12 protein-coding genes are annotated in these 17,403 nt (G+C 70.8%); 4 read left to right on the top strand and 8 right to left on the bottom strand.

Features of this window, described 5'->3' with window-relative positions:
* Positions 1-6 precede the first annotated feature (6 nt).
* Genes MBA17_RS14295 through MBA17_RS14285 form a run of 3 tightly spaced genes read right to left on the bottom strand, consistent with a single transcriptional unit; the run spans position 7 to position 3,790 of the window.
* Complete coding sequence (locus MBA17_RS14295) at positions 7-2,556, bottom strand: ABC transporter permease (protein WP_238496921.1); 2,550 nt, start codon at positions 2,554-2,556, stop codon at positions 7-9.
* A 14-nt stretch (positions 2,557-2,570) separates the two neighbouring features.
* Positions 2,571-3,269: an ABC transporter ATP-binding protein gene (locus MBA17_RS14290; protein ID WP_238496920.1), complete on the bottom strand. Its 699-nt coding sequence runs from the start codon at positions 3,267-3,269 to the stop codon at positions 2,571-2,573.
* Positions 3,266-3,790, bottom strand: coding sequence for a PadR family transcriptional regulator (locus MBA17_RS14285; protein WP_238496919.1), 525 nt, complete (start codon positions 3,788-3,790; stop codon positions 3,266-3,268). Before MBA17_RS14285 ends, MBA17_RS14290 begins: the two co-directional genes overlap by 4 nt.
* Before the next feature lie 80 nt (positions 3,791-3,870).
* On the opposite strand from MBA17_RS14285, the gene MBA17_RS14280 reads away from it, so the two are divergent.
* The 3 genes from MBA17_RS14280 (at position 3,871) to MBA17_RS14270 (ending at position 7,151) form a co-directional block, all read left to right on the top strand.
* Positions 3,871-4,422 carry an FHA domain-containing protein gene (locus tag MBA17_RS14280; RefSeq protein WP_238496918.1) on the top strand — a complete coding sequence of 184 codons (552 nt, stop codon included), beginning with the start codon at positions 3,871-3,873 and terminating at the stop codon, positions 4,420-4,422.
* Positions 4,423-4,525: 103 nt separating this feature from the next.
* The gene (dacB, locus tag MBA17_RS14275) at positions 4,526-6,073 is read left to right on the top strand and encodes a D-alanyl-D-alanine carboxypeptidase/D-alanyl-D-alanine endopeptidase (RefSeq protein WP_238496917.1); all 1,548 of its coding nucleotides are present in this window, start codon (positions 4,526-4,528) and stop codon (positions 6,071-6,073) included.
* Positions 6,074-6,305: 232 nt separating this feature from the next.
* Positions 6,306-7,151, top strand: coding sequence for a CAP domain-containing protein (locus tag MBA17_RS14270; protein WP_238496916.1), 846 nt, complete (start codon positions 6,306-6,308; stop codon positions 7,149-7,151).
* Positions 7,152-7,447: 296 nt separating this feature from the next.
* On the opposite strand, the gene ilvC is transcribed toward MBA17_RS14270, so the two are convergent.
* From ilvC to MBA17_RS14250, 4 genes are all read right to left on the bottom strand, one after another.
* The gene (gene ilvC / locus MBA17_RS14265) at positions 7,448-8,434 is read right to left on the bottom strand and encodes a ketol-acid reductoisomerase (protein ID WP_238497168.1); all 987 of its coding nucleotides are present in this window, start codon (positions 8,432-8,434) and stop codon (positions 7,448-7,450) included.
* A gap of 25 nt (positions 8,435-8,459) precedes the next feature.
* Positions 8,460-8,984, bottom strand: coding sequence for an acetolactate synthase small subunit (ilvN, locus tag MBA17_RS14260; RefSeq protein WP_238496915.1), 525 nt, complete (start codon positions 8,982-8,984; stop codon positions 8,460-8,462).
* 6 nt (positions 8,985-8,990) lie between these two features.
* Complete coding sequence (locus MBA17_RS14255; RefSeq protein ID WP_274385404.1) at positions 8,991-10,772, bottom strand: acetolactate synthase large subunit; 1,782 nt, start codon at positions 10,770-10,772, stop codon at positions 8,991-8,993.
* A gap of 219 nt (positions 10,773-10,991) precedes the next feature.
* The gene (locus MBA17_RS14250) at positions 10,992-13,628 is read right to left on the bottom strand and encodes a putative bifunctional diguanylate cyclase/phosphodiesterase (protein WP_238496913.1); all 2,637 of its coding nucleotides are present in this window, start codon (positions 13,626-13,628) and stop codon (positions 10,992-10,994) included.
* A gap of 597 nt (positions 13,629-14,225) precedes the next feature.
* Between MBA17_RS14250 and MBA17_RS14245 the strand changes: the two genes are divergently transcribed.
* Positions 14,226-15,356 carry a PQQ-dependent sugar dehydrogenase gene (locus tag MBA17_RS14245; RefSeq protein ID WP_238496912.1) on the top strand — a complete coding sequence of 377 codons (1,131 nt, stop codon included), beginning with the start codon at positions 14,226-14,228 and terminating at the stop codon, positions 15,354-15,356.
* On the opposite strand, the gene MBA17_RS14240 is transcribed toward MBA17_RS14245, so the two are convergent.
* The gene (locus MBA17_RS14240; protein WP_238496911.1) at positions 15,342-17,399 is read right to left on the bottom strand and encodes a VanW family protein; all 2,058 of its coding nucleotides are present in this window, start codon (positions 17,397-17,399) and stop codon (positions 15,342-15,344) included. The genes MBA17_RS14245 and MBA17_RS14240 overlap by 15 nt on opposite strands.
* Between the last annotated feature and the right edge of the window lie 4 nt (positions 17,400-17,403).

Below are 17,403 nucleotides of genomic sequence, written 5' to 3'. Positions count from 1 at the left end.
AGCACATCACGCGACCCGCCGGGCGAGCACCACCTTCGTACGGGCGAGCAGGCCCGCGACCAGGGCGGCCAGCAGCGGCAGCCCGATGACGATCACTGCGAGCAGCGACCAGGGGATATCGATCACCGGCGTGGCATGACCCGGATTCTCCAGGAAACTGGCATAGCGACGGCCATCCGCACCCCCATCGGACCAGGTGCTCGCCAAGCCGGGGACGAAGCCCGACAGCACGCCGAGCACCACTCCCGCCACCGCGATGATCGCGGCCTGCGCCGCGACGAACGCCCGGCGGGTCCGCGCGGGGGCGCCGACCGCGAACATGCCGGCCAGGTCGGGCCTGGCGTCGGCGGCGGCGAGCCCGGTGGCCATGAAGGTCGCCCCCAGGACCAGCAACGCGACCGCGCCGCCCAGCAGGACGAACGGCAGCGTGAAGTCCTCCGCGAACCCGCGCTCAAGATACGCGCTGACCAGGTAGGTGACGGTCTTGAGCTGTTCGTCGATCCTGGTCCGCTCCGCCTCCGTGACCTGATGTTCCCGTGGATCGATCAGCAACCGGTCGAGCTGCGGCTTCAGCCCGGCCTTCTCGGCGGCCGCGTGCGGCAGCACGGCCTGAACGGGAAGCCAGCGACCGGCGGAGACGGCGATCGCGGGCAGCGAGACGGAGCGGGTGGCCACCTCGGCGTCATCGCCATATGTGTCGACGGCGAGTTTCGCCTGGCCGCCGGTGACCATGCCGGACTGGAACACGACGGCCTTGCCCTCGGCGAACGCCGCCTCCGCCGCCGGATCCGCCCGGCCGAGCAGGTGGCGGAGCAGCCGGACGTCGCCCGTCGGCAGGGCCAGAGGGCTCGGTCGGCCACTCCGCTCAAAGGAGACGTGAGTGTTCTCCCGGGGTGACGCCGCCCAGTACTCGACCGGTGTCACCCCCGGCAACTCGCTCGTCAGCAGGTCCCTGATGGGCTGCCACTCGGCCGCCGACAATTCGTCCGTGCGCTGGACCGCCAGGGTGCCTGGCACCTCGCTCGGCTGGTAGCGCAGGCGGTTCTCGGCGAAGCCGCTGGACAGTCCGATTCCCGCCGCCGTCGCGACCGCGGTGGCGGCCATCACCGCCGCGATGGCGGGAGCCGTACGGCCCCGGTGCCGGACCGCGTCGCGACCGGCCAGCCGTACGGGGAGGGGGAGGCGGGTGGTGAGCCGGGTGATGAGCCCGACGAGACGGGGAGCGAGTGCGACGAACCCGAGCTGGGTGAGCAGTGTGCCGCCGACGAGGGCGAGCAGGCCGAACACGATGCCGGACACGGTGACCGCGATGCCCGCCACGACCAGCACCGCGCCGAAGATCGGCCAGCCGCGCCGTACCCGCGGGCGTTCCCGCCGCCCGGCCAGCACGGCGGCGGCGTCCATCCGGGCCGCCTGCCTGGCGGGGAGCACGGCCGCGATGACCGCGCTCGCGGCGCCGAGCACGACCACCACGCCGACCTCTCCCCACGGCACGTCCAGCGACGGCATCCGCGCGTCGCGCAGCCCCCCGATGACGGCCAGGCCGAGAGGCGTGAGCGCGATCCCGAGCACCCCGCCCGCGAGCGCGCTGAGCGCGCCGAGCACCAGCCCGTCAGCGAGCACGATCGAGCGCAAATGCCGGGCGTCGCCGCCCTGCGCCACGATCAGCCCCAGTTCGGTACGGCGGCGCCGCAGCCCCACGGCGAACGCCGGGCCCGCGAGCAGCACCACCTCCAGAATGACCATGCTGACGACCATGGCGACCAGTGCCACCAGGTTCGTCCCCTCGATTCCCGCGTAGCTGGCCGGGACCATCGCGCTGTTCTGGACGTCCGGGGGGTTCTCGATCACAGCGCGCGACTTGACCGCCAGTCCTTTGGCGTTGAGCGCCAGCACGTCGTCCCAGAGCAGCGGCCGCGGCGTGTCCACCAGCCATTCGACCTCGGGGTGGTTATCCGCCTGCCCGCCGGGGAAGCCGACGAGAGACTTACCGCCCCCGGCGGCTCCCGGGTCGACGACGCCGACGACCCGCTTGGGGACGCTCTTCCGCGACACCGTCAGCGTCGAGCCGACGCGCACCCCGCGTTCGAGCATCGGGGGCGAGACGGCCACCTCACCTGCGGCGGCAGGCAACCGGCCCTGGACCAGGGTGTACATGCCACGGGTCAGCGGATCACGCAGATCGACCTCCGTGATCGAAACCGCGGCGTACCACCGATCCGCCCGATAGGGCTCAGCGCGGGTCCTGATCGGGAGCATTCGGCTCCCTGCGGGAAGGCTCGCGGCCACCTCGGACCCAGCCCACGGCTTCCGGCTCGGCCCGCCGGAGTGGAGGGTCCAGCTTTCACCTGCCGGGGACTGCACCACCTGGGCGCGCCCGGCTCCGGTGATCCGCACGTCCGCCGCGCCCAGGTCGGCGGTGAGGCTCTCCTGCGGCGAGATGTCGATCGTGGCCAGCAGCGAGACCAGCGCGGTGATCACCGCGACCGGAAGGCAGATCATGGCCGCGATCAGGGCACTGCGGCCCTTGCTGCGGCGCAGCTCGCGCCAGGACATTCTCAGCGCGGTCCTCAACGGACGTTCACCGCCGGCGGGACGGTCGCGTCGGCGACCTCGCCGTCGCGCAGGAAGACCACGCGGTCGGCCCAGGCCGCGTAGCGCGGCTCGTGCGTGACCACCAGCACGGTCGCGCCGGCGTCGCACCTGGCCCGCAGGAGCGAGAGGATCTCGTCCCCGGTGTGGCTGTCGAGCGCGCCGGTGGGCTCGTCGGCGAGGACCAGGCGGCGCTCGCCGACCAGGGCGCGGGCGATGGCGACGCGCTGCCGCTGGCCGCCGGAGATCTCTTCGGGGAACCTGTCGGCCAGGTGCGCCAGGCCCACCTCGCCGAGCGCCTCCATGGCCAGTTCGCGGGCGCGGGCGCTGCGGTCGCCGTCGAGCTCGCGGGGGAGCATGACGTTCTCCACCGCGCTGAGGGACGGGATCAGGTTGAGCTCCTGGAAGACGTAGCCGACGTGGCGGCGGCGGATCGCGGCCAGTTCCTTCGCGGTCAGGGTGGCGAGGTCGGTGTCCTCGACGGTGACGGTGCCACTGGTGGGCGTGTCCAGGCCGCCCGCGAGGTTGAGCAGCGTGGACTTGCCCGATCCCGACGGGCCCATGACCGCGACCAGCTCACCGGCCTCGATCGCGAGGTTCACCCCGGAGAGCGCCGTCACGGCGGCCGGTCCCTCGCCGTGCGTCCTGGTCACGTCGGCCAGCCGTACGACACTCATGACTGTGCCCCTTCTGTGTTCGCGGCCAGCACGGCCTCGCAGTGGTCGAGCCAGCGCTGCTCGGCCTCGGCCTGAAAGATCTTGGAGTCGAGGACGAGCCGCTGGGCGGTGCCGCCGGCGGCGGACCTCTTGGCCCGGGTGAGCTCCTGCAGGGTGGCCATCGTGGCGGTGCGCTGCGTCTGGACGACCCGCCCGACGTCCACCCCCGGCGCGGTCACGGCCATGGCCAGCTTGATGACGAGCTCGTCCCGAGGCCGGTCGGCCTGGGCGACGGGGGTGCTGAACCATCGCTCCATCTCGGCGCGACCGGCCTCGGTGATCATGTAGACGACACGGCCCTGGTCGTCCTCCTCCCCGGGGGACACGAGTCCGTCCCGTTCCATCCGCGACAGCGTCGTGTAGACCTGGCCGATGTTGAGCGGCCAGGTCGCCCCCGTCGACGCCTCGAACTCGGTGCGCAACTGGTAGCCGTACCGCGGCTCCGGGCTCAGCAGGGCGAGCAGCCCGTGTCTGATCGACATGGATACTGAGTATGCATACTCAGTATGCTCTCGGCAAGCTGTCTGGACAGAGAGCCCTGCGGGGGCTGATACTCATGAGCATGAGCTCGACGCCTCCCCCGTTTCGCGCGTCCGACGGGGATCGTGATCGCGCGATCAACGAGCTCCGCGACCGCGCAGTAGAGGGACGGTTGTCCCACGACACGTTCCTCGGGCGTGTCGACATGGCGCTGCGCGCCCGGAGCCGCGGCGAACTCGACGACCTCACCTCCGACCTGCCGCCGCGCGGTCGCTGGCGCGCCAGGCTGACCGAGGGCGTGGCCGCGATCTCCGAGTTCACCTCCCGGCTGCAGAGCGCCTGGCGCCGTCCGCGGCTCCCCAAGCTGCCGCTGCCGGGCGAGGAGCGCCCCCGCTTCGTCGTGGGCCGCGGTTCCGCCTGCGACCTGGTGCTGGCCGATCTGACCGTCTCCCGCGTGCACGCCGAGCTGCGCCGCGAGGACGACGGCGGGTGGATGCTCGTCGATCTCGGCTCGCTCAACGGCACCCGGCTCAACGGCTGGCGGCTGGTCGGCCCCGCCCGGGTCAGGCCGGGCGACGAGATCTCCTTCGGCGACTGCGGCTTCCTGGTCGCGAACACCCAGCTCGCCGCCTGAGCCGGGCTCCGCGCAACATACGGAGATTTGCGTATTGCGCGACAGGCGGCCGTCTGTCGATGATCCCCGCAGACGGCTTCCCCCCACTCTCACAGGAGAGCCCGTGCGATCAAGGACAGTTCTGGTCACCGGCATGCTCGTGGCGAGTCTCGCCTGGGCATCCGCGCCCGTTCCGGCCACCGCGTTCGAACCCGCCGCCGGCGTCGCCGACCTGACGCAGGACCTCAACCAGATACTCGGCGACGCCCGCCTGACCGTCGGGCGCGCCGGAGTGGTCGTCAGGAGCGTCGCCTCGGGCGAGGAGCTCTACGGCCAGGACTCCGGCAAGATCTTCACTCCCGCCTCCAACACCAAGCTGCTCACCTCGGCGGCGGCGGCGGAGACGCTCGGCCTCGACTTCCGCTTCACCACCGACGTGCTCGCGGCCGGGCGTAAGGCGGGCTCGGTGCTCGCCGGCGACCTCTACCTCAGGGGCACCGGCGACCCGACCATGCTCGCCGCCGACTACGACGCGCTGGCCGCCAAGGTCGCCGCCGCCGGCCTGAAGGTGGTGACGGGCCGGCTCGTCGCCGACGACACCCACTTCGACTCGGTACGGCTCGGCACCGACTGGGCGTGGGACGACGAGCCGTACTACTACGCCGCGCAGATCTCGGCGCTCACCGCGTCACCCGACACCGACTACGACGCGGGCTCGGTGATCGTCTCGGTCGCCCCCGGCGACGGCGCGGGCACACCCGCCAAGGTGTCCACCAAGCCCGAGACCGACCACCTGAAGATCGTGAACAAGGCGGTCACCGGTGCGGAGACCGACGTGCTGGTGGAACGGCAGCACAGCACGAACACGGTGGTGATCACCGGTACCGTGGCCGGCGCCTACGACGAGTGGGTCGCCGTGGACGACCCGACCGGCTACGCCGCCGGCCTGCTGCGCGCCTCGCTCGCCAAGCACGGCGTGCGGGTGCTCGGCAAGACCGGCCGAGGCGCCACCCCCGCCGAGGCCAAGTCGATCACGTCGCACCAGTCGATGCCGCTGAGCGAGCTGCTGGTGCCGTTCATGAAGCTCAGCAACAACATGCACGCCGAGATCCTGACCAAGAGCATGGGCAAGAAGGTCTCCGGCAAGGGCACCTGGGCCGCCGGACTCGACGTGATCTCCGCGTTCGTCAAGGCCAACGGCATGCCCACGGTCCGGCTGCGGGACGGCTCCGGCCTCTCCCGCGTCGACGGCCTGACGCCCTCCGGCCTCACCTCGATGCTGATCGCCCTGCGCGCCAAGCCGTGGTACCCGACCTGGTACGCCTCGCTGCCCATCGCCGGTGAGCCCGACCGCATGGTCGGCGGCACCCTGCGCAGCCGGATGCGGGGCACGCCCGCCGCCGGCAACGTCCGCGCCAAGACCGGCTCCCTGACCGGCGTCACCTCCCTGTCCGGCTACGTCACCAGCGCGGACGGCGAGCCGCTCGTCTTCTCCGTGATGCTCAACCAGTACCTGTCCGGCTCGCCGAAGGACATCGAGGACAAGATCGCCATCCGGCTCGCCCAGTTCAGCAGGAACGCGCCCGCCGACGTCGCCCAGGTGCAGCTCCGCCGTACGGACGGCGGGCAGAGCGACCTGGAGTGCTCCTGGCTCAAGCCCGCTCCCTGCTGACCGTTCGCGCCCGTGACCGGGAGGAGACGCTCCCGGTCACGGTCCGGTTCGATCTTCTGAGCGACGAGATCGGCACGGTCATGCTCAAGATCGACGAGGCAGTCCCACACGCCCCATAACGTTCATCGGTTTCCCTTCAATCACAAAATTATCTCAATTCACGTGACATGTCCGATGTGTCACCGCCAGAATGCATGTTCCGTAAGGTGTCCGAACCCTTCTGGAGGATCACATGCGGAGACTCGTGCGCACACTGGTGTGCATCGGCAGCCTGGCGGCGATCAGCCCATTCGTAGGCGCGCCCCACGTACAGGCGGAGACGGAGGCGCAGGTCACCAGCGCCGCCTGCCGGGTCATCGCCGTTCCGCCGGTCGCCTCGACGACCTCGGTGCGCGCACTGGCCGTACGGTCCGGCTGCTCTGACAAGGCCGCCGTACGGGTACAGATCAAGACGAGCAATCCGGGACCGGACAAGGTCGTCAGACGGGCGGCGAAGGCGGTCACGAACGGCAAGGTGACCACCTCGGCACGGTGCACCAACCGGTTCCAGCGCTTCTACGTGACGGCCGTGGACGCCGACGGCAACGTCTCCCGCTCGAAGGCGGCCCGTCTCAAGTGCGGCTCCTCCGCCAAGCCGCTCCCCACGCCGCCGCCCACTCCGCCGCCCTCGGGGGACAACGACTCGTCGACCGGCACCACACAGGAGAACGAGGTCGTACGGCTCACGAACCAGGCTCGGAAGGGCTCCGGGTGCGGCGCGCTGACCCACGACCCCAAGCTGCACACCGCCGCGCTCGGCCACTCCAAGGACATGGCCAACAAGGGCTACTTCGCGCACAACTCACAGGACGGCAGGGACCCCGGTGACCGGATCAAGGCGGCCGGCTTCGCCCCGATCCGCGCGTGGGGCGAGAACATCGCCCTCGGCCAGCCCACCCCCGCAGCGGTCGTCAAGGCCTGGCTCGACAGCCCCGGTCACAAGGCCAACATCATGAACTGCAACTTCACCCACATCGGCGTCGGCCTCTTCAAGGGCTCCAAGGGCCCGTACTGGACCCAGTCCTTCGCCCGCCACTGACCCCCGCCACTGACCCCGCCGCCTCGGGCACCGGCCCTCGCCCTCGCCCTCGCCCGAAGCCGAGCCGTACGGCCAAGCCCCCCGCTTGTGACACCGGCCGTACACCCCCCAGGCGTGACCCGACCGGCTACCGCATGTCACGCCTGCCGTACACCCCCAGGCCCACGCAGGACCCAACCCCCCGCGCGTGACGCCCAACCACGCGCGTGACCCCGGCGCGTGACGCCGAACGCACATCCCCCAAGCCCTGCAACGACACCGGCACGCCCCCAGGACGAGGGCGTGCCGGTGACGGGTCACTTCTCCTTGAGCCAGCTCATCATCGGGCGGAGCTTGGCGCCGGTCTTCTCGATCGGGTGCTCGGCCAGCTCCGTGCGGTGCTTGCGGAACTCGGTCTGGCCGCCGTCGAACTCCTCGATGAGCTGCCGGGCGAAGGTGCCGTCCTGGACCTCGGCGAGGATGCGCTGCATCTCCTTCTTGGTCTCGGCGTTGACCACCCGCGGGCCACGGGTGTAGCCGCCGTACTCGGCGGTGTCGGACACCGACCAGTACATCTTGGAGACGCCGCCCTCGTACATGAGGTCGACGATCAGCTTCATCTCGTGCAGGCACTCGAAGTAGGCGACCTCGGGCTGGTAGCCGGCCTCGATCAGCGTCTCGAAACCGGTCTTGATCAGCTCGGAGACGCCGCCGCACAGCACGGCCTGCTCACCGAACAGGTCGGTCTCCGTCTCCTCCTTGAAGGTGGTCTTCAGCGCGCCCGCGCGGGTGCCGCCGATGCCCTTGGCGTAGGAGAGGGCGAGGTCCCAGGCGGTGCCGCTGGCGTCCTTCTCCACCGCGATCAGGACCGGCACGCCGCGGCCCGCGGAGAACTGGCGGCGGACCAGGTGGCCGGGGCCCTTCGGGGCGACCATGGCGACGTCGACGCCCTCGGGCGCCTCGATGAGGCCGTAGCGGATGTTGAGGCCGTGCCCGAAGAAGAGCGCGTCGCCCTCGACGAGGTTGGGCAGGACGTGCTCCGCGTACAGGTGGCGCTGGATGTGGTCCGGGGCGAGGATCATGATGAGGTCGGCCTCTTCCGCCGCCTCGCCCGGGCTGAGCACGCGCAGGCCGTCGTTCTCGGCCTTCTCCCGGCTCTTGCTGCCCTCGGGCAGGCCCACCCGCACGTCGACCCCCGAGTCACGGAGCGACAGGGCGTGCGCGTGGCCCTGGCTGCCGTATCCCAGGACGGCCACATGGCGACCCTGAATGATCGACAGGTCAGCCTGGTCGTCGTAGTAGATCTCGGTCACTTAACTACCTTTCGTGTTATGCGCTGCGGTCCAGGGCACGGAGCGAGCGATCGGTGATGGAGCGGGCACCGCGGCCGACGGCCACCATGCCCGACTGCACGAGCTCCTTGATACCGAAGGGCTCCAGCACCTTGATGAAGGCCTCCAGCTTGTCTGGTGTGCCGGTGACCTCGATCGTCACCGCGTCAGAGGAGACGTCGACACACCGGGCACGGAACAGCGAGACCAGCTCCAGCACGTGGGAGCGGGTCTCCGCCTCGGCCCTGACCTTGATGAGCATGAGTTCACGCTGCACGGACTGGGTGGGGTCCAGTTCAACGATCTTCAGGACGTTGACCAGCTTGTTGAGCTGCTTGGTCACCTGCTCAAGGGGCAGGTCCTCGACATTGACGACGATGGTCATCCGGGAGATGTCGTCGTGCTCGGTGGGCCCGACTGCGAGTGAGTCGATGTTGAAGCCACGACGGCTGAACAGCGCGGAGACCCGCGCGAGCACGCCGGGCTTGTTCTCCACGAGCACCGACAGAGTATGCCTGCTCATATCCCTCTAGTCCTCCGATTCCCAGATGGGAGCCATGTCTCGGGCGAACTTGATCTCGTCGTTGCTGGTGCCCGCCGCGACCATCGGCCAGACCATGGCGTCCTGGTGCACGACGAAGTCGACCACGACAGGCACATCGTTGATCTCCATCGCCTTCTTGATGGTGGCGTCAACGTCCTCGGCGCGCTCGCAGCGCAGGCCGACACAACCGTATGCCTCCGCGAGCTTGACGAAGTCGGGGATCCGGCGGACGGACTGCAGGTTCGTGTTGGAGTAACGCGACTCGTAGAACAGCGTCTGCCACTGGCGGACCATGCCGAGGTTGCCGTTGTTGATGATCGCGATCTTGACCGGCACGCCTTCGATCGCGCAGGTGGCCAGCTCCTGGTTGGTCATCTGGAAGCAGCCGTCGCCGTCGATCGCCCACACCGTCGCGTCGGGCTTGCCCATCTTGGCGCCCATCGCGGCGGGCACGGCGAAGCCCATCGTGCCGGCCCCGCCGGAGTTGATGAACGAGCCGGGCTTCTCGTAGTCGATGAACTGGGCCGCCCACATCTGGTGCTGGCCGACGCCGGCCACGTAGTAGGCGTCGGGCCCGACGATGGCGCTCAGCCGCTCCATGACGTACTGCGGGGCCAGGGAGCCGTCCTCGAACTCCTCGTAGCCGAGCGCGTAGGTGGTCTTGTACCCGTTGAGCTGGGTCCACCAGTCGGTGTAGTCGCCCCTGCGGCCCTCGGTGTACTCGTTCTCCACGGCCGTGGCCAGGTCGCCGATCACCTCGCGGCAGTCGCCCACGATGGGCACGTCGGCGTGCCGGTTCTTGGAGATCTCCGCCGGGTCGATGTCGGCGTGCACGATCTTGGCGTGCGGGGCGAAGCTGGAGAGCTGGCCGGTGACCCGGTCGTCGAACCTGGCGCCCAGCGTGATGATCAGGTCGGCGCGCTGGAGCGACCCGACCGCCGCGACGCTGCCGTGCATGCCGGGCATGCCCAGGTGCTGCGGATGGCTGTCGGGGAAGGTGCCGCGCGCCATCAGCGTGGTGATGACCGGGATGCCGGTCAGCTCCGCGAGGCGAAGCAGCTCGGCCGAGGCGCGGGCCTTGTGCACCCCGCCGCCCACGTAGAGGACGGGACGCGCCGACTCGACGATCAGCTTGGCCGCCTCCCGGATCTGCTTGGAGTGCGGCCGGGTGACCGGACGGTAGCCGGGCAGCTGCATGATCGGGGGCCAGGTGAAGGTCGTCATCGCCTGCAGGGTGTCCTTGGCGATGTCCACCAGGACGGGGCCCGGACGGCCGGTCGAGGCGATGTGGAACGCCTCGGCGATCGTGCGGGGGATGTCGAGAGGATCGGTCACCAGGAAGTTGTGCTTGGTGATCGGCATGGTGATGCCGGCGATGTCGGCTTCCTGGAAGGCGTCCGTGCCGATCGATCCGCTCGGCACCTGCCCGGTGATGGCGACGATCGGCACCGAGTCCATGTAGGCGTCGGCGATCGGGGTGACCAGATTGGTCGCACCGGGGCCGCTGGTGGCCATGCACACCCCGACCTTGCCGGTGGCCTGCGCGTATCCCTCGGCCGCGTGGCCGGCGCCCTGCTCGTGCCGTACGAGCACGTGCCGGACCTTGGTCGAGTCGTAGAGGGGATCGTAGGCGGGGAGGATGGCGCCGCCTGGGATCCCGAACACCGTGTCGACTCCGACGTGCTCCAACGCCCTGACCAGGGCCTGTGCACCTGTCATCCGTTCGGTCATCGGCTCGTTCCTTGTGGCTGAGCTTTCTGCTGGCATAAAAAATGCCCCACCCGCCCGGTCAGGGGCGGAGCTGGGGCGGCGCGCAGGTGGGGGTCTTCGTTATGCGCCTGCGCGCCAACGAAGTACTACGACCCGCAAGGGGGCCGGGTCACTGACCCGGCTGAGAGACCCACCAATACGCATGCGCCTACCTTAGCCGCCCCAGCCGCCTTCATGTCAAACCAGTGGGACAGAAGTCTCACGATTCGGACCACTTCATGCCGTGCTCTGCAGGCTGGTGCGCATCAGGGAGTCGACACCCCGGGCCGCCATCGGCCTGGCCACCAGGTAGCCCTGCCCGCGGGTGCAGCCCATCTCCCTGAGCAGTTCCAGTTGCTCGGGCCGCTCGATGCCCTCCGCGACCACGATGAGGCCGAGGTCGTGGCCGAGGCGCACGATCGTGCGGGTGAGCAGGGTGAGCGTCTCGTCCCTGCCGAGCCCGGACACGAACGAGGGATCGATCTTGATCATGTCGACCGGGAGCTGGCGCAGGAAGGCGAGCGAGGCGTAACCGGTGCCGAAGTCGTCGATCGCCAGCCGTACGCCCAGGGAGCGCAGCTCGGACAGCCGGGAGATGGTCTCCTCGGCGTCCTCGACCAGCATCTCCTCGATGACCTCCAGGGTCAGCGCGCTCGGCGGCAGTCCGCTGTCGGCCAGCGCCTCGGAGACCGTCTCGACGAAGCGGGGGGCGGTGATCTGCCGGGCCGAGAGGTTCACGGACAGGCCGATGTCCCAGGAGGAGGCACGCCAGGCGGCCACCTCGCGGCACGACTCGCGCAGTATCCACTCGCTCAGGGGCACGATCAGGCCGGTGTCCTCGGCCGCGCCGAGGAACTGCTCGGGCGGCACGAACGTGCTCCCCCGCCACCAGCGCACCAACGCCTCGACGGCGGTCACCCGCGAGGTCGCGAGATCGACGACGGGTTGGTACTCCACCGCGAACTGGTTCTCCGCCAGCGCGCGTTGCAGGTCGGCGGCGAGCTCCAGCCGGCGGACCACGTCGGCGTGCATGTGCGCGGCGAACACCTCGACCCGGCGTCCGCCCAGTTCCTTGGCCCTGGCCATCGCCACGTCGGCGTTGCGGATCAGGTCGCCCGACGGCACGCCGTCCTCGGCGAACGCCACCCCGACGCTGGCGGTCAGCGCGATGTCGCGGTCGGCCACCCGGAACGGCTCCTGCGACACCGCGCGCACCAGCCGCTCGGCGAGATCGACCACGGCCTGCGCCTCGGCGCCGCTCTCCACCAGCACCGCGAACTCGTCGCCGCCCCAGCGCGCGAGCGTGTCGTCCGACCGTACGGCGGAGCGCAGCCGGCGTGCCGCCTGACCCAGCAGGTAGTCGCCGCTGGCATGGCCCACCGAGTCGTTGACCGCGGTGAACCCGTCGAGATCGAGGAAGACCACGGCGCTGCGCCCGGCCGCCCGGCCCGCCAGCACCTCGCGGGTGCGCTCCTCGAAGTAGGCCCGGTTGGGCAGGCCCGTCACGCCGTCGTGGAAGGTCAGGTGGGCGACCTGTTCGCGGAGCGCCTCCTGGTCGCTGAGGTCGCGGGTGGACACCAGCAGCAGATCTTCGCCGCGCAGGTGCCGGGTGGCCACCGACTCGCTCGGCCGCCAGGTCCCGTCCGCGGCGCGCACCCGGCAGGCGATCTGGCAGGGCCCGCCGGCATCGAGCGTGTCGTCGAGGTCCAGCTCGCGCAGGGCCGCCTGGATGCCCGGAACGTCCTCCGGGTGGATGTAGTCGAAGATCGATCCGCCGACCAGGTCCTCGGGGCGGTAGCCGTACACGCCCTGGACCGTGTCGCCGATCTCGTGCAGCATGCCGTCGTGGTCGCAGACCAGCACCACGTCACAGGTGCTCTCGGCCAGTTCGCGGAGCCGCAGGTCGGCGACGGCGACCAGCCGCCGCAGCCGCGCGCCCTCTGTCAGCAGCACGAAGAGGCGTAACAGCAGGACCAGGACCACCGAGGCGATGACCGCGGAGATCAGCGGAGGGAGGTGCTCGGCCTGCCCGCGCATCACGTGGACCAGCACGAACGCGGTGGCGACGCCGACCAGGGCCGGCGGCAGGCCGGCGATCAGACCGGCGGCCACCGGACCGGCCGCCGTGCGCGGCTCGTCGGTCATGTCCACGGCGCGGGTCCTGGGCCCGCACCACGGCGCGGCGGCCAGCAGCAGGAACGCCACCGGGGCCGGCCAGACGCCCGCCATCGGCGTGTCCTCGCCCGCCAGCCGGGCGATCGCGGTCGCCGTCTCCCCGGCGGTGATCGCCGACAGCACGACGAGACCGGCCAGCCCGACCGGCCAGCCCGAGGAGCGGGTGGTCACCACCGCGGGGCCGACCGCGCACGCGGCGAGCAGGCAGAGCAGCGGCGAGACGAGCGGCACCACGAAGGTCCCGGGCTCGCCGATCTTCAGGTACGCCGGGCCGAGCACGACGATCCAGCCGACCACGAGCAGGGAGGCGGCGCACAGGTAGGCGTCCGTCGCGTGTCTCAGCACGGCCCGGGCGTGTGGCGGTGGCGCGGCGGCGAGCCAGCAGCCGACCGCGATCAGCACGGTGCCGGTGAGCGTGGGGAGATCGGTGAAGGAGACCGTGTAGGACGCGCCGCCGGCGACCGGCCGCAGGCCGATGCCCACCAGCCAGACCAGCCCGCCCGAAGCGAGCCAGCGCCAGGCCAGCGCCGTACGGCGGTGCGCGGGCGAGATCCGCCCGGCGGCGGCCACCAGCGAGACGACCGCCAGCAACGCGGCCGTGACGCCTGTGACCGCGCCGACGACGGCCGTCGGCGCGCCGGTCACGAGCGCGGCCGCCAACCCCATCGCTCCCGCCGCGGCGGCGGCGGTGAGTGGCACGCGTGGATCACGCCAGCGGATCAAAGTCGTCTGCCCATCCGGTGTTCCATCGGCTCGCGTCGCTCGCGAGCCTGCCGCGGATGCCTCCTCCTTGAGTCCTCCGCAACCGACAGTTTGTGCGCTCCCCAGGGCGCGGGTGGTCACAACGTTTCAGTTGTCACCGATCTGATAGCCAGCCCGGCAGGTCCGCGATCTGCTCGCCGGTCCTGCCCGCTCGTGCGCACCGGATCACGGCGTCGCATTCCTACTGACTCGCGGTTTAACCAACGGTACGCAGCACAGGTCACGGCGCAGCCACGGTCCGGAATCCATTCTTCTCTGAGTATGACCTGGTGATCACGCTCTTCAGTGGTTCCCGGCCACGTGGCGCAGGATCTGATTCCGCGACGGCCGCTCCGTGCGCCGCGCGGGAGGCGTGCACACAGCCGGCTCCCAGCACATCATCATGAGCACTGGTAGTCCCGGACGAAGGCACCCAGATCTCCATGGGTCCTCAACCTAGCGGTGCTTCGCCCTGCCGGGTGTGGAACCTCGATGGGGTGGCAGGCGTAACAGAGGGCCGGAAGAGATGCAGTATGGCGATGAGGAGGTGGCCAGATGTCCTGTGGGTCACGCGGGAGTGGAGTGGCCGTGGTCGTGGTCGCGGCCTTGCTGGCGGGGGCGTGTTCGGCGGCTCCCCCCGAACGGGTCGGCGAGGGCAGGACCCCTGCCGCCGCGGAGGCCGGCGGGACAGCGTCGGCGACGCCGAGCGCGTCCGCCCCGGCCGGGCAGCCGAAGACCCTGGTGGAGGGGCTGGCGGTGCCGTGGGCGATCGCGTTCCTGCCGGGCGGGGACGCGCTGGTGACCGAGCGCGACTCGGCACGGCTGCTGCGCGTCACCCAGCAGGGCGAGGTCACCCCGCTGGGCACGATCGAGGGGGTCTCCCCCGCCGGGGAGGGTGGCCTGATGGGCGTGGCCGTGTCGCCCGACCATGCCAGTGATCACTATGTCTTCGTCTATTTCACGGCCGATGAGGACAACCGGGTCGTCCGTTACCGGCTCGACGGCGACCGCCTCTCCGCTGCCACCACGATCCTCTCCGGCATCCCCAAGGGGACCATCCACAACGGCGGCCGTCTCGCGTTCGGCCCCGACGACCAGCTCTACGCGACGACCGGTGAGATCGGCGACCGGCAGCTCGCCCAGGACCGCGACTCCCTGGCCGGCAAGATCCTCCGGGTGAACGTGGACGGCAAGCCGTCCGCCGGCAACCCGTTCGACGGCTCGCCCGTCTGGAGCTACGGCCACCGCAACGTCCAGGGCCTCGCCTGGGACGAGCGGAAACGGCTGTTCGCGACCGAGTTCGGCGCCAACACCCACGACGAGATCAACCTGATCGAGAAGGGCGCCAACTACGGCTGGCCGGAGGTCGAGGGAGTCGGCGGCGACGACCGGTTCGTCGACCCCGTGCTGACCTGGCCGACCGCCGAGGCGTCGCCGTCCGGCCTGGCCTACGCCGGCGGTTCGCTCTGGGCGGGCGCGCTGCGCGGCGCCCGCCTGTGGCAGGTGCCGGTCGCCGCCGACGGCTCGGTGGGCAGCCCGGTCGCCCGGCTGCGGGACGAGTACGGCAGGCTGCGCGCGGTGGCGACGGCCCCCGACGGCTCGGTGTGGGTCGGGACCAGCAACCAGGACGGCCGGGGCTCCCCGGCCGACACGGACGACCGGATCCTGGTGCTACCCGTCGGCTGACGAATTCGTGCAGGTCAGCTTCGTCTGCGGGCGATAGACCGTACGAACCGGCTCGTCCCGCTTGACCTCCTGCCCGTTGTTGTAGAAGACCCGGGTCACCTCGATGGTGAACCCCCGCCGGCCCGGCATCGGCACGCAGTCCGGGCCGGCGTCGGTGTCGGTGCCGTAGTTCGTGTGGCTGTGCGGATCCGACGCCTTGGCCTCGATCCGGTCGTAGCGCTTGCCGCCCCAGAACGTGACGGTGATCGAGGTGGCGGTGGCGGAGGTCTTGATCAGCACACCGCTCTTGGAGTTGTTCTCCCACTGGAAGTCGGGCTGCGGGAAGGAGACCGTCGACTCGCGTCCCGCCGGGTAGCGGGAGATGTAGAACTCGTGGGCGGTGTGCTTGACGTCCCTCAGCCCGGCGAAGAAGACGGCGTTGTACATCGTGGTGACGAACTGGGAGATGCCGCCGCCCATCTCGTCGGCGAACCGCCCGTCCACGACCTCCGGGGCGGGCACGAACCCGCGCGCCTTGTCGCGCTGGCCGACGATCTCGTTGAGCGAGAACGTCTCACCGGGTCTCACCACATAGCCGTCGAGGATGCCGGCGATCGCCTGGATGTTCTTCGCCTGGGGCTCGCAACAGGGGTATTCGGTGGTGAATTCGCTGATCTTCTCGGTGATGTCCAGCGCCCGCGCGTCGGCGTCGTCGATCCGCGGCTTGGCCTCGACGAGCTGCACCGGAATCGTACGGCTCCCGCCGCCCTCGATGACCTTGATGAGGGCGGCGGAGAGCTCGTCCTCGTCCACTCCCTGGCCCGCCCGTCCCGGGATCAGCTGGGGCACGCCGTTCACGATTTCGTAGGTCGGCTCGATGGGTGCCTTGCCGGGGTCGATGAGCTTCTTCTCGACCTCCGTCAGCGCGTTCTTGGCGTCGAAGACGGGCCGTACCGCACCCTGGGCGTCCGGCACGAAGCTCAGGTGGGCGGCGACGGCCTCCGCGGAGAGCTGCGCCTGCCGGCCCCCGTGGGTGAGCGTGAACGGGCCGGTGACGGCCTTGCGCGCGGTGACCGCCGCCTCCTTGAACGCCTCGGCCGTGGCCTTGGGCTTCAGCACCGTGACCGGCAGCTCGACGGGACCGGCGTCACCGAGGTAGGCCCGCTGGATCGCGGTCGCCGCGGCGGCCGACTCCAGCGCCCTGCCCTCACGCGGCGCCTCGATCTCCGGCTTCCTGCCGTCGAAGCGGATCTCGCCCTCCCGCACGGGCCGGTCGACGTCGTCGGCCAGCCTCTCCACGGAGTTGGCCAGCTCGACCGAGTCGACCGTGATCTTCGGCTCCAGCAGGGTCTCGCCGGTGAGCCCGCGCAAGGTCTCGAACGGCGTGGGGAACCCGCTGGGGGCCTGCTTGATCGTGCCCACCACGTCGAGCTCCAGCCCCGACTCCTCGGGCAGCACCTCGTGGCGGACGCCGACCGCCCGGACGGCGATCGGCTGCCTGGCACGGCCGTCGAGCCGCTCCCTGAGCCGGTCGGCGGCCTGCGTGACGGTGAGCCCGCCCAGGTCCACGCCCTCGACGCTGGTGCCCGGCAGCACCATGCCCGACATCGCGACCGCGGGAACCGCGTAGGCGAGCGAGGCGACCAGCGCCACCACGACGGACGTCATCAGGAACCGGCGGCCCCTGCGGCGGCGCGGCGGGCCGGGCGAAACGGTCGCGGGGTCGCCGCCGAAGCTCTCGTCGTCGGTCTCACCCGCCGAGGCGGGGCCGGTGGGCAGGGCCACGGGATTGCGCCGCTCCGGCGCGCCGGTCATCGGCCAGGGCTGCGGCGGGGGCGGCACGGGCGGCAGACCCGAGGAGCCCGGCCGGCCGGGCGGCGGCGTGGCCGGACGGCCGAAGATGTCGGGCGAGACACCCGGGGGCAACTTCCTGCCTCGGGGCGCACCGGCACCTTCCGACGGCTCACCCGCGGCTCCGGCCCCGTTGGACGCGCGCTTCTTGGGCAGGGGCACCGCGGCGGACGGGTCCGTCGGTGGGTCTATCGACGCTCCGGCGTTCCGCACGCCT

It is taken from the genome of Dolomitihabitans soli (assembly GCF_022213955.1).
GTDB classification, from domain to species: domain Bacteria; phylum Actinomycetota; class Actinomycetes; order Streptosporangiales; family Streptosporangiaceae; genus Streptosporangium_A; species Streptosporangium_A soli.
The sequence above is the reverse complement of the archived record's forward strand: the minus strand, read 5'-3'. Positions and strand labels throughout refer to the sequence as shown.